The sequence below is a fragment of the Pseudomonas salicis genome (genome assembly GCF_057128705.1).
Genome location: NZ_JBSKHU010000001.1, coordinates 934,280 through 947,998, shown reverse-complemented (window position 1 = coordinate 947,998; position 13,719 = coordinate 934,280). Strand labels below are relative to the sequence as shown.

Sequence of the window (13,719 nt, the reverse complement as noted above, 5' to 3'; positions counted from 1 at the left end):
GCGTGCATGAACAACGTCGTGGACCTGCACGGCGACCTCAACAATCTCTAACAACAAAGGTGGTAGGTGACATGTCCTCACAACAACAAAAATACGTGGTAGAGAAGCTGACCGACGGCCTGATCTTCGGTGAAGGCACCCGTTGGAGGGACGGCAAGCTGTACGTCTCCGACATGCTGGGCAAAAAGGTTTACACCGTTGATGCAGACGGCACAAAGACCGTCATCGCCGAAATGCCGCACAAACCCAACGGCATGGGCTTTCTGTCCGACGGCACGCTGATCCTGAGTTCGATGCACGAAACACGGCTGTACCGCTACCTGCCGGGCAAGCCGCTGGGTGAAAACCTTGAACTGTACGCCGACCTGTCCAGCGTGTTCACGGGCTACATTGGCGACATGGTGATCGATAAAAACGACCGCATTTACGTCGACGACGTCGGTGCCCGCGTGTTCGAAGGCGAAGGCCTGAAACCGGGTCGCATCGTGATCGTCGAGCCGGGCGGCAAGGACGTGTACGTGGGGCTTGAGGACTGCCACTTTCCAAACGGCATCGTGATCACCCCGGATCAGAAACACCTCATCTTCTCCGAAACCTTTGTCGAGCACCTGTCCATCGTCGACATCGTTGACGGCAAGCTGGTGAACCGTCGCGTGTTCCTCGACATGAAAAAAGCCTTCCCCACCGACGAAGATCGCGCGGGCCAACTGGGTTGCGTGGACGGTATCGCCATCGACGCCGAGGGCGGCATCTGGCTCGCCGTGTTGCGTTCGCACCAGTTCGCACGCATCGACGCTCAAGGCAACATCACTGACCGGGTTCACATTCCGGGTCACGAGGTGGTCTCCGTCGCACTGGGCGGCGAAGACGGCAAGACGCTCTACATGACCGGCACCCGGCTCAAGGGCGATCACCCCAACATCTTCCTGGCCATGGTCGCGCTGGACGTCGAAACCTCGATCTTCACCACCCGCGTCGCGGTAGGGCGTGGTGACGGTCGCCCGTAACCGCATCGGCATCTGAGGGGCAGGCGGACTGCCCCTTTTCTCAACAAGCTTTGATCGTGTCTACCGGCGTCGGCCCTCTCGCTGACGTTGCGGGTTCGGCTTGCCTGAGGCAACGCCGTGGGCATTGACCTGCCAACAATAAATATAAGGAATCAGGGTCATGAAAAATGTGCTGGGCGTCATCCTTGCGGGAACGGTGATGTTAGCGGCGAGGGTGGAAGCGGCAAACGGCCCTCAGTATGCGGGGTATGGGGTCACCGCCATGGGCATGGGCGGGGCGTCCATCGCCAATCCCGTGGATGCCACCGCCGCGATCAACAACCCGGCCGGCATGGGCGCGGTGGGGTCGCGGGTGGACGGCAACGTGATGGCGACCGTGGGGCAGTTGCGTTCCAACGTCCACGGGGCCAAAAACAGCGATGACATCTTTCTGTTGCTGCCGGGCTTCGGCGCCAACTATCAATATTCGCCCGACGTCACCTTCGGCCTCACGGCTGCCGGGTACGGCGCGGGGGTGGACTACGGCAAACCGATTCCGGCGTTCGGCACCTCGAAGGTCAAATCGGAACTGGGGCAACTGATTCTCTCGCCCACCGCGACCTACCAGTTCGCGCCGGGCCATTACCTCGGTTTCTCGGTGAAGCTGGGCTATGAAAGCCTGATGCTGCATGGGCTGGAAAATTTCGGTGCCACCAATGACACCGATCACGCGTTGGGGATCGGTTTTGGCGTCGGCTACCTGGGCACTATTGCGCCCAATCTGCGCCTGGGACTCACGTACTCGTCACCGGTGTGGTTTCAGAAACTGGACGCCCATGACGACATCATTCCAAACGGGCAGTTGAACGCACCACAACAGGCGGGCGCGGGGCTGGCCTACGACTGGGGCGACTGGACGTTCGCCTTCGACTACGTGTGGCTGAACTGGGCAAGTCAGAAGACGTTCAACAACTCGCTGGTAGAAGGCGGTGCGCCCGGTTCCAGCCGTGGGCCGGGATTCGGCTGGCAGAACCAGAACGTCTTCCGCTTCGGGGCGAACTACAAGGTCAACGACCGCTTGCAGGTTCGCGGGGGCGTGTCGCTGGCCAACCATCAGGTGCCGAACGACGAAGCAACGCTGATTGCCATTTGCCCGTGCAACCAGCCTAAAAGCGTCACGGCCGGGTTGACCTACACCGTATCCAAAGACCTCGAAGTGAGCGGCTCGTACATGTACGACCTGCGTCACATCACCAAGGGCACCGGACCCAGCGAAGGCACGGAAGCGGGCGGCGAACTGCATATGCTCGCCGTCGGTTTCGGCTACAAGTTCTAACGCTGGCCTGGGCCACCGTCCGGCACCCCGCATGCCGGGCGGTGTTCTCCTTTCCCGCCCTGGCGGGAGGGCACGAACTACTGACGCAACGGCACACCGCTGAGCTGTTGCAGTTCTTCAAACGTGATGTCGGCCACCATTTCCCGCACCAGCAACCCCTGATCCGTAACATCCAGAATCGCCAGGTCGGTATAAATGCGGGTCACGCAACCGATGCCGGTCAGCGGGTAGCTGCACTGTTCGACGAGTTTGCTTTCGCCGGTCTTGGTCAGGTGGTCCATCATCACGAACACTTGGCGAGCCCCTGTGGCCAGGTCCATCGCGCCGCCGACGGCAGGGATGGAGCCTTCGGCGCCGGTGTGCCAGTTGGCGAGATCACCGGTGACGGACACCTGAAAGGCACCGAGCACGGCGATGTCGATGTGGCCGCCGCGCATCATCGAGAAGGAGTCGGCGTGGTGGAAAAACGCGCCGCCGGTCAGCAGGGTGACGTGCTGCTTGCCCGCGTTGATCAGGTCATCGTCTTCGGCGCCGGGCTCGGGGGAGGGGCCCATGCCGAGGATGCCGTTTTCGCTGTGCAGGAAGACTTCCTTGTCGCCCAGGTAATTGGCCACCAGCGTGGGCAGGCCAATGCCAAGGTTCACGTAAGCCCCTTCGGGGATGTCGGCGGCCACGCGTTGGGCCATGTCGGTGCGCGACAGTTTTTGAGTGACGGTCATGGCAGGCCTCAGACGGCAGTGGCGGTGGCGGAAGGAGAGACGGCGTGGCCCGGCACGGCCACCACGCGCTGGACGAAAATCCCGGGGGTGATGATGTGTTCCGGGTCCAGTTGGCCCAGTTCCACGATTTCATCGACCTGAGCGATGGCGACTTTCGCAGCCATCGCCATGATCGGCCCGAAATTACGTGCCGCCTTGCGGTACACGAGGTTGCCCCAGCGGTCGCCCTTGTGGGCCTTGATCAGGGCGATGTCGGCGTGGAGGGGCATTTCCAGCACGTAGTCCCGGCCATCGATCACGCGGGTTTCCTTGCCTGCGGCGAGCAGGGTGCCGAAGCCGGTGGGCGAGTAGAACGCGCCAATGCCCGAGCCCGCGGCACGAATGCGTTCGGCCAGGTTGCCCTGAGGCACCACTTCCAGTTCGACTTTACCGGCGCGGTACAGCTCGTCGAACACGTAGGAGTCCGACTGGCGCGGGAAGGAGCACACGACCTTGCGTACGCTGCCCGCCTTGAGCAATGCCGCCAGGCCGTGATCGCCGTTACCCGCGTTGTTGCTTATGATGGTCAGCTCCCGCGCACCCGTGGCGATGACGCCATCAATCAATTCGGACGGCATGCCGGCACTGCCGAAGCCCCCGACCATGATGACGGCGCCATCACGTATGCCTTCCACCGCAGCGGCGATGGATTCGAATCTCTTGTCAATCACGGACAGCTCCTCGTTCTGAAAGGGCGGCGTCAGGAAGGGGGCACTCACGATCCCGGTTACTTCGACTGCGCGGCCACGTGTAAGCGACCGGCGCATCACACCATAAAGTGCGCGGACAGAGGGGGCTGTGGTGGCGAAGTTGGGCGATTATCGGACGGGATTTTGGAGACGTAGACGAGGGCAGGGTGCGCTACGGGCCAACTGTAGGAGCGAATTCATTCGCGAGTGGCCCGTTCGGTCGATGGAGCTGTGTCGCCTGACCCCACCTTCGCGAATGAATTCGCTCCCACAGGGGCCGGTGTCGCCGCAGGGTTCAGCCATGCCGCGGCCTCAATTGTGGGAGCGAATTCATTCGCGAAGGCGGTACGGCCGACGCAAAAGCCTGTGTGAATCACCGGGGACTCACACCCTGAACTGCCCCACCGCCGTGGTCAGTTCCTGACTGAGCAGCGACAGCTCCCGTGCCGTATTGGCCCCCTGTTGCGTGTCTTGGGCGACGGTTTCGATAGAGGATGCAATCTGCTGAACGCTGCGGTTGATCTCTTCGGAGACTGCGGTCTGTTGCTCGGCGGCGCTGGCGATCTGGGCGTTCATGGCGTTGATGGTGGAAATCAGCGCGCCGATGGCGTCCAGCGAGGTGGTGGCCCGGGCCGCCTGTTCGCGGGTCTGGTTACCCGCGTCACTGGACTGCTTCATGGCGCTGACGGTGTCGACCGTGCCCGCTTCCAGTCGGCCGATCATGCCGTGAATCTCTTTGGTGCTCTCCTGGGTGCGGCTGGCCAGCGCCCGAACCTCGTCCGCAACCACCGCAAAACCGCGACCCGCTTCACCGGCCCGTGCGGCTTCGATGGCGGCGTTGAGGGCCAACAGGTTGGTCTGTTCGGCGATGGCACGAATCACCCCGAGCACCCCGGCGATGGCGTCCACCTCGGTTTGCAATCTTGTCAGGGAGGTGCCGCTGACGCGCAGGTTGTCCACCAACCCGTGAATGCTGTCGACACTGGCGCTGACGATCTGCCCGGCGGACGCCCCCTCGTGCTGCGCCTGATTGGCCGCCCGAGCCGCTTCCTGAGCGTTTTGCGCGACTTGCAACGCGGCGGCACTCATTTCGTTGATCGCCGCTGCGACCTGATCGGTCTCCTGACGTTGCAGGTCCATGGCCCGTTCAGAGCGCTGCGCCTGATCGGTGACACCCGTCACCAACGTGTTCAGGCGCAGGGTCATGCCGGTGACGTTGCCGATCAGCCCCTGAATTTTCTCGACGAAACGGTTGAAGGCCACCGCCAGTTCGCCGAGCTCATCGTTTCTTGTCACAGGGAGTCGACGGGTCAGGTCGCCGTCACCCGAGGCGATGTTTTCCAGCTGGAGGCGCAGTTGCAGCAGCGGATTGAACAAGCGTTTCACCTGCCACGCGGCCAACAGCGCCAGCAGGATGGACGCCACGATGCTCAGCGCCAGGATTTGCCACACCAGCTCCGCGCGACGGGACTTGAGCTCGTCGCTCACTTGGGCGACCTGAGCGTCGATGTCGTCCATGTTCACCGCCGTGCCGATCATCAAATTCCATTTTTCGAGGTACAGCGCATAGCCGATCTTGGGCACGACCTTGTCGCTGTTCGGCACCGGGAAGCGATACCGCTGATAGTGCGACCCGGCCTTGGCCACCCGCACCAGTTCGTTGATCACGAACACGCCATCAGGGTCGCGAAAGTTGCTGAAACTCTCGCCGATCTTCACGTCCTTGTCAGCCCAGAACACTCGCACGCTATTGGCGTCGTAACCGAAGTAATAACCGTCGGTGCCGTAACGCAGTTGTTTGAGGACATTGACGGCCTTGTCGCGCGCGGTCAGGTCGCCGGGTGCGGAGGCGTCGTAAAGGGAGGCGATCGCACTTTGGGCAACCTGGACCGAATGTTCCAGGGCGTTTTGGCGATCAGTGATCAGGGTACGGCGCGTGTCGTTGATCTGGTCGTCGGCCGTTTTCTGCAACAGCATCACCGCCAAACCCGTAATCAGCACGGCGAGCAATAGCGCAGGGACAACGCACAGCAAAACGACTTTGCTACGGATAGAAAGGGTCATGTTTTCAGCACCGGAAATTTGTTATTGGGGTCGGCACGAAGGCGGGCTGATGATAACCAGCATGTAACAGATTTGATGCTCGTAGTAGTACGTAGGAATGTTTGAGCCGTGTTAGACATCTGTCTAATTGAAGAGTAGGGATGGAACTTTCTGGCGATAAAAATGACGGGGCTTTCACAATGTAAATAATCTGAAAAGGTCATCTTTACAGCTTGTTACAACTCTCCATGGAGGGCTAAATGACACTACACCGACCGCGTTCTAAGCCGCGTCGTTGACCGTTGCACGCGTTATCCCATGTCCAGCAGAAGTCACCCATGACCCAGATCCCGGCAGCCCGTTCACGCAAGCGCATCGTTGTCATTGCGCTCCTGATAGTCGCAGCCCTCGTCGCTGTCTTTCTTTACCTTCGGCACACGCCCGCCAATGCGCCGACCCAGCGTGACGGCAGCGCCGTGCCTGCCAGCCCCGGCGGACGTCATGCCGGGCCGGGGATGACCGACCCCAACGCCACGGTGAGCGTGGCGGTCGGGACGGCAGCAGCAGCGGATGTACCGGTGATTCAGCAGGCGCTGGGCACGGTGATCCCGAATTATTCGGTCACAGTCACCAGCCGCGTCGACGGTGAGCTGATGGCGGTGTATTTCACCGAAGGCCAGTACGTGAAAAAAGGCCAGTTGCTGGCGCAGATCGACCCCCGCGCCTATCAGGCCACGCTCGATCAGTACCAGGGCGACATGGCGCAGAATCAGGCGCTGCTCAAAAGCGCGCAACTGACCGCCGAACGCTATAAACGGCTATTCGCCAAGGACTCGCTGGCCAAACAGGACCTGGACACCCAGATGGCCACGGTCGGGCAGTACGCCGGTGCGGTAAAGGCCGATCAGGGCCAGATCGATGCGGCGAAGCTGAACCTGGTCTACGCCAAAATCGTCTCGCCCATCGACGGCTACGTCGGCTTGCGCCTGGTGGACCCCGGCAACATCGTGTCGTCCAGCAGCACCACGGGCATCGTCACTGTCACCCAGACCAACCCCATCGCCGTGACGTTCAGCCTGCCGCAAGCGCAACTGGCGTCGCTCTTGCCGAAAGTGCGCAAAGGCGAATCACTGAGCGTGCAGGCCCTCGATCAACTGGGCACCACGCCGTTGGCCAGCGGCACACTGAAGTTCATCAGCAACGAAATCGACACCAACACCGGCAGCATCAAACTCAAGGCGCAGTTCGATAACCCGGATGAAAAGCTCTACCCCAACCAGTTCGTCAACGTGAAGCTGACCACCGACACCCTGCACAACGCCGTCGTCGTGCCATCTGCCGCCGTGCAGTTGAGCAGCACGGGCGAGTTTCTGTATGCGGTGAAGGACGGCAAGGTCAACCGTCGCAGCATCAAGGTCGGCCCCGTCATGAGCGATCAGACCGTGATCACCGAGGGCGTGGCGCTGGGCGAGCAGGTGGTGACGCGGGGCATCGATCACTTGCGTGACGGCAGCAAGGTCGAAATCGAGAAGGCCGGCACGGACATCGCCACCGAAAAAACCGGCAAGCGTACCGCCGGTACCACCGCCCCATGAACCCATCACGGCTGTTTATCCAGCGTCCGGTCGCCACGATGTTGCTGATGCTGGCGGTGATGCTGGCCGGTATCTTCGCCTACCGTTTGCTCGCGACCTCGGCATTGCCCGAAGTCGATTACCCGACGATTCAGGTCAGTACGCTCTATCCCGGCGCCAGTTCCAGCGTGTTGGCGTCGGCGGTCACCGCCCCCCTTGAACGCCAACTGGGTCAAATGGCCGGGTTGGCGCAGATGTATTCCACCAGTTCGGCGGGGGCCTCGGTCATCACGCTGAAGTTTTCCCTCGACCTGTCGCTGGACGTCGCCGAGCAGGAAGTACAGGCCGCAATCAACGCCGCCAACAGCCTGCTGCCCAGCGACTTGCCGAACCCGCCGACCTACAAGAAGGTCAACCCGGCCGACACCGCCGTGTTGACCCTCGCTGCCACGTCCGACAGCCTGCCGCTGACCCGTGTGCAGGACCTGATCAACACCCGCGTCGCCCTCAAGCTCTCGCAGATATCGGGCGTCGGTATGGTCAGCCTCGCGGGCGGTCAGCAGCCAGCGGTGAAAATCGAGGTCAACCCCACCAGCCTCGCAGCCCACGGCCTGACGCTGGAAGACGTCTACGACAAGGTCAACGCCGCCAACGTCAATGGCTCCAAAGGCGGGTTTGACGGCCCGTCGCACTCGATCACCATCGACGCCAACGACCAGCTGCGGGATGCCGTGGAGTACGGCGAACTGGTCCTCGCCTACGAAAACGGCTCGGCCCTGCGCCTCAAGGACGTCGCCACCGCCGCCGAGGCGCCTCAGGACCAGTACCTGTCCGCCACCGCCAACGGCCAGCCGGCCATTGTCATCGCGGTGCAGCGTCAGCCCGGCGCCAACGTCATCGAAGTGGTCGACAGCATCGAGCAGAAGTTGCAGACCTTGCAGTCGGCGCTGCCGGATTCGGTGAAGCTGACCGTGATCAGCGACCGTACCCAGACCATTCGTGCGTCGATCAAGGACGTGCAGATCGAGCTGATGCTGTCCATCGGGCTCGTGGTGTTGGTGACGTTTGCGTTTCTCGGCAGTTTCACCGCCACGCTGATCCCCAGCCTCGCGGTGCCGCTTTCGCTGATCGGCACGTTTGGCGTCATGTACCTCGCCGGTTTCAGCGTGAACAACCTGACGCTGATGGCGCTGACCATCGCCACCGGCTTCGTCATCGACGACGCCATCGTGGTGGTCGAGAACATCTCCCGGCACCTTGAGGAAGGCGAAGAGCCGATGGCGGCGGCCTTCAAGGGTTCGCAGGAAATCGGCTTCACCATCATCTCGCTGACGTTCTCGCTGATCGCCGTGCTCATTCCGCTGTTGTTCATGGGCGACGTCGTGGGGCGATTGTTTCGGGAGTTCGCGATCACGCTGGCGGTGGCGATTCTGGTGTCGATGATCGTCTCGTTGACCCTGACCCCGATGCTCTGCGCGCACCTGCTGCGTCATGTGCCCGAAGAAGGGAAGGGGCGTTTTGCCGCGTGGGGGGACCGGCAGTACCAAAAGGTGCTGGACGGCTACGACCGCGGCCTGGTGTGGGTGCTGGATCACCAGAAGCTGACGTTGCTGGTGGCAGTCGGCACCGTCGCGCTCACCGCGTTTTTGTACCTCGTCGTGCCCAAGGGCTTCTTTCCGACGCAGGACACCGGGCTGATTCAAGGCTTTACCCGGGCCTCCCAGGACGTGTCGTTCAGTGAGATGGCGCGGCGGCAGCAGGCGATGGTGGAGGTGGTGCGCCAGGACCCGGCGGTGGCGTCGGTGTCGTCCACCATTGGTGTCGACGGCAACAACGACTCGCTGAACAACGGCCGCTTGCAGATCGACCTCAAGCCCTTCGAAGACCGGGACGAAACCGCCACTCAGGTCATCACCCGTCTGGAAAAAGCCGCCAGCGCGGTGGCCGGGATTCAGCTCAATCTGGTGTCCTCGCAAGACCTCACCGTCGATGACCAACTGACCCCCAGCCAGTACCAGTTCACCCTCGACGATTCCGAAAGCGCGAACCTCTCGGCACTGGTGCCGACGCTGATGGAGAAACTGCAACAGCGCCCGGAAATGCGCGACGTCATCGACAACCTGCAAGATCAGGGGCTGGTGGCCTATGTCGAGCTGGACCGGGCGGCGGCCATGCGTTACGGGATCAGCGCGTCAGATGTCGATACCGCGCTGTACAACGCCTTCGGCCAGCGCTTGATTTCGACGATCTTCACCCAGTCCAACCAGTACCGCGTGGTGCTGCAAGTGCCGGGGCAGTTTCAGCAGAACCTCGCGGCGTTCGACAACATTTACCTGTCGGCTGCAACGGGCATCACCAACGCCACGACTACGGCCACCACCGGCGCGTCGTCGAGCACCAGCAGCACGGCGACGTCCACGACCACCACAACACCTGCACAGATGGTGCGCCTGACCGACATTGCCAAGGTCGGGCAGCGCACCGGTTCGCTGTCGTTGAGCCGGCTGGATCAATTCCCGGCCGTGACGGTGTCGTTCAACCTGGCGGACGGCTATTCGCTGGAGCAGGCGCAGCAGGCCATCGCTCAGGTCATGACCGATCTGGCCGCGCCGACCAGCATCACCCTGCGTTATCAGGGCGCCGCCGAAGCGTTCCAGACCGCCACCGGCAACACGCTGTGGCTGATTCTCGCGGCGCTGGTAACCATGTACATCGTGCTGGGCATGCTCTACGAGAGTTTCATTCACCCGGTGACCATCCTCTCGACCTTGCCCTCGGCGGCCATCGGCGCGTTGCTTGCGCTGTTGCTGACCGGTACCGAATTCAGCCTGATTGCATTGATCGGGGTGATTCTACTGATCGGCATCGTCAAGAAAAACGCGATCATGATGATCGACTTCGCCCTCGAAGGCCGTCAGCAACAGCGCCTCAGCGCCCGCGATGCGATTCATCGCGCGGCCTTGCTCCGTCTGCGGCCGATTCTGATGACCACCCTCGCAGCGTTGTTCGGCGCCTTGCCATTGATGCTGGCGACCGGGGCGGGCGCGGAACTGCGGCGTCCGCTGGGGCTGGTGATCGTCGGTGGGTTGCTGCTGAGCCAAGTGCTGACGCTGTTCACCACGCCGGTGATTTACTTGCTGTTCGATAGCCTGTCGGAACGGGCGAAGGCGCGCTTCAACCATGGCAGCACGCGCATTGACCGAGGCGAGGCATGAACCTCTCGCGGCTGTTCATCCGGCGCCCGGTCGCCACCTTGCTGCTGAGCCTGAGCATCACGCTGGTCGGGATTCTCGGTTACACGTTGCTGCCGGTGGCGCCGCTGCCACAGGTGGACTTCCCGACGATCATGGTCAGCGCCTCATTGCCGGGGGCCAGTCCCGAAACCATGGCCGCCACAGTGGCCACGCCATTGGAACGCAGCCTCGGACAGATCGCCGGGATCACCGAGATGACGTCCACCAGCAGCCAGGGCTCGACCACGCTGATCCTGCAATTCGAACTCGACCGCGACATCAACGGTGCCGCCCGGGACGTGCAGGCTGCGATCAACGCCTCCCGCAGCCTGTTGCCCAGTTCCATGCCGTCGTTGCCGACCTACCGCAAGGCCAACCCGTCCGAAGCGCCGGTGTTGATGCTGGCCTTGACCTCATCGACCCGCAGCCCCGGCGAGCTTTACGACCTCGCGTACAGCAAGCTGCAACAGAAAGTCGCGCAGGTGAACGGCGTCGGCGAAGTGTCGGTGCGCGGCGGTGCGTTGCCGGCCGTGCGGATCGACATTCAGCCGAACCTGCTGAATCACGCCGGGATTTCGCTGGAAACCGTGCGCACCGTCATCAACAACGCCACCAAGGCCAAGCCCAAGGGCATTTTGCAGGGCGACGGGCAGAGTTGGGTGGTCGACGCCAACGACCAGATCGACAAGGCCGCTGATTACCAGGCGCTGGTCATCACCTACCAGAACGGCAGCGCCGTGCACCTGCGGGACGTGGCCAACGTCTATGACTCGGTGGAAGACGCCTTCGTCGGCGGCTATTACAACGGCCAGCCCTCCGTGACCCTCGGGGTGACCCGCCAGGCGGGCGCGAATATGTTGCAGACCATCGACCGGATCAAGGCGCTGCTTCCCGAGTTGCAGCGCGAAATCCCCGGCGACGTGCAATTGATCAGCGTCATCGACCGTGGCCCGACGGTGCGCTCGTCTCTGCACGACACCGAGGAAACCCTGCTGATCGCCACGCTGCTGGTGATCGCCGTGGTCTTCGTGTTCCTGCGCAACGTGCGGGCGACGCTGATCCCGGCGGTGGTGTTGCCGGTGTCGCTGATCGGCACCTGCTCGCTGATGTATTTGTTGGGCTACAGCCTCGACAACCTGTCGCTGATGGCGCTGATCATCTGCACCGGTTTTGTGGTGGACGACGCCATCGTGGTGCTGGAAAACATTGCCCGTTACCAGGAAATGGGCATGCGCCCGCTGCGTGCAGCGCTGATGGGGACCCGGGAAGTGGGCTTCACGGTGCTGTCGATGACCCTGTCGCTGATCGCGGTGTTCATCCCGATTCTGCTGATGGGCAGCATCGTCGGGCGGCTGTTTCGTGAGTTCGCCGTGACGTTGAGCATCGCGCTGGGGCTGTCGATGATCGTGTCCCTGAGCCTGACGCCCGTGCTGTGCGTGTTGCTGTTGCGCCAACCGGCCCACGATGCCTCTGAGCCGCGGCTGTATCGCTGGATCGAAGCCGGACTGGCCCGAATGCAAGGCGCGTACATCACGGCGCTGGGCTGGGTCCTGCGTCACCGGCTGCTGACCCTGTTCAGCCTGCTGCTGACCGTGGTGCTCAATGTGTACCTGTACGCCACGGTGCCGAAGGGTTTCTTTCCGGCCCAGGACACCGGGGTGTTGATGGGCGCGGTGCGGGCCGACCAGAACATTTCGTTTCAGGCGCTCAAGCCGTACCTGATGAAGATCGCACACGATCTGGCGGCGGACCCGGACGTTGAAGCGGTGATGTCGTCTACCGGCAGCGGGCGGGCAGGCTCGCGCAACACCGGTGACTTCTTCGTGAGGCTCAAGGATTACACCCAGCGCACCAGCAGCGCGGCAGTGATCGCCAACCGTCTTACCAAAGCGAATAACACGTCAGCGGGGATTCAAGTGTTCCTGACCCCGGCGGAAGACATTCGCGTCGGCGGGCGCAGCGCCAACGCCACGTACCAGTTCAGCCTTCAGGCGGACGACCTCGACGTGTTGCGCCAGTGGGAACCGAAGGTCGAGACTGCGTTACGCGCCTTGCCGGAACTGACGGGCATCGACTCCGATGCGCAAACCGGCGGGCAAGAACTCAAGCTGCACATCGACCGCGCCGCAGCGAGCCGGCTGGGCGTGAGCGTCACCGACATCGACAACCTGCTGAACAACGCCTACAGCCAGCGCCAGGTGGCGACCCTCTACAAAACCCTCAACCAATACCACGTGGTCATGGGCCTGGACCCGTTCTACACCCGCGACCCGACCATGCTCGACCGCATGTACGTGATCAACAGCGACAACCAGCAAGTGCCGCTGACCGCCTTCGCCACCTTCAGCCCGGACAACGCGCCGCTGGCCGTCGCGCACCAGGGCCAGTCGGCCACCAGCACCATTGCCTTCAACTTGCAGGACGGTGTTTCGCTGGATCAGGCGACCGTGGCGATCAACAACGCGGTGGACAAGGTCGGCATGCCCCGTGACGTGCAATACGGTTTCGCGGGCACCGCTCAAGCCTATGCGGCCCTCGCCGCGAGCATGCCCTGGCTGATCGCGGCAGCGTTGCTGGCGGTCTATATCGTCTTGGGCGTGTTGTACGAGAGCTACATCCACCCGCTGACCATCCTCTCGACCTTGCCATCGGCCGGGGTAGGGGCGCTGTTATTGCTCAAGGCGGTGAACATGCAGCTGACGGTGATCGCGCTGATCGGCATTCTGCTGTTGATCGGCATCGTCAAAAAGAACGCGATCATGATGATCGACTTCGCGCTGATGGCCGAGCGAGACCGTCATCTGCCGCCGGAGCAGGCGATCATCGAAGCCTGCCGCATGCGTTTCCGGCCCATCATGATGACCACACTCGCGGCGTTTTTCGGCGCCTTGCCGTTGGCGCTCGGCAGTGGCGGCGACGCCGATCTGCGCAAGCCACTGGGGGTGGCCATCGCCGGGGGCCTGGTGTTGAGCCAGGTGCTGACGCTGTTCACCACGCCGGTGGTGTACCTCTATCTCGATCGCTTGAGCCGTGCCTCCCGCCACGTCTGGCACACGCGTATTCGCCGCACTCACGTGCCCGGCTGACTGACAGGGTTGAA

Annotated in this window: 8 protein-coding genes; 5 read left to right on the top strand and 3 right to left on the bottom strand. The window is 62.5% G+C overall.

Annotation, left to right across the window (positions count from 1 at the left end):
• The first annotated feature begins 71 nt into the window (after positions 1–71).
• Positions 72–1,007 (top strand): SMP-30/gluconolactonase/LRE family protein, encoded by a 936-nt coding sequence (locus ACWKWE_RS04375; RefSeq protein ID WP_166594566.1) that lies wholly within the window; start codon positions 72–74, stop codon positions 1,005–1,007.
• Between the two features lie 160 nt (positions 1,008–1,167).
• Positions 1,168–2,322: an OmpP1/FadL family transporter gene (locus ACWKWE_RS04370; protein WP_166594565.1), complete on the top strand. Its 1,155-nt coding sequence runs from the start codon at positions 1,168–1,170 to the stop codon at positions 2,320–2,322.
• A gap of 77 nt (positions 2,323–2,399) precedes the next feature.
• On the opposite strand, the gene ACWKWE_RS04365 is transcribed toward ACWKWE_RS04370, so the two are convergent.
• The 3 genes from ACWKWE_RS04365 to ACWKWE_RS04355 all read right to left on the bottom strand — a co-directional run bounded on the left by ACWKWE_RS04365 (position 2,400) and on the right by ACWKWE_RS04355 (position 5,833).
• Positions 2,400–3,041, bottom strand: coding sequence for a 3-oxoacid CoA-transferase subunit B (locus ACWKWE_RS04365; RefSeq protein ID WP_483849775.1), 642 nt, complete (start codon positions 3,039–3,041; stop codon positions 2,400–2,402).
• 8 nt (positions 3,042–3,049) lie between these two features.
• A complete protein-coding gene (locus tag ACWKWE_RS04360) occupies positions 3,050–3,751 on the bottom strand; it encodes a 3-oxoacid CoA-transferase subunit A (RefSeq protein ID WP_166594563.1) in 702 nt (233 codons plus the stop codon).
• 402 nt (positions 3,752–4,153) lie between these two features.
• Positions 4,154–5,833: a methyl-accepting chemotaxis protein gene (locus ACWKWE_RS04355; protein WP_166594562.1), complete on the bottom strand. Its 1,680-nt coding sequence runs from the start codon at positions 5,831–5,833 to the stop codon at positions 4,154–4,156.
• Between the two features lie 317 nt (positions 5,834–6,150).
• Here ACWKWE_RS04355 and ACWKWE_RS04350 point away from each other — a divergent pair, with 317 nt between their 5' ends.
• From ACWKWE_RS04350 to ACWKWE_RS04340, 3 genes are read left to right on the top strand one after another with little or no spacing between them, the layout of a single operon-like run.
• The gene (locus ACWKWE_RS04350; RefSeq protein ID WP_483849774.1) at positions 6,151–7,407 is read left to right on the top strand and encodes an efflux RND transporter periplasmic adaptor subunit; all 1,257 of its coding nucleotides are present in this window, start codon (positions 6,151–6,153) and stop codon (positions 7,405–7,407) included.
• On the top strand, positions 7,404–10,601 hold the full coding sequence (locus ACWKWE_RS04345; RefSeq protein ID WP_483849773.1) for an efflux RND transporter permease subunit: 3,198 nt from the start codon (positions 7,404–7,406) through the stop codon (positions 10,599–10,601). Before ACWKWE_RS04350 ends, ACWKWE_RS04345 begins: the two co-directional genes overlap by 4 nt.
• The gene (locus ACWKWE_RS04340) at positions 10,598–13,705 is read left to right on the top strand and encodes an efflux RND transporter permease subunit (protein ID WP_483849772.1); all 3,108 of its coding nucleotides are present in this window, start codon (positions 10,598–10,600) and stop codon (positions 13,703–13,705) included. Before ACWKWE_RS04345 ends, ACWKWE_RS04340 begins: the two co-directional genes overlap by 4 nt.
• Positions 13,706–13,719: the final 14 nt, after the last annotated feature.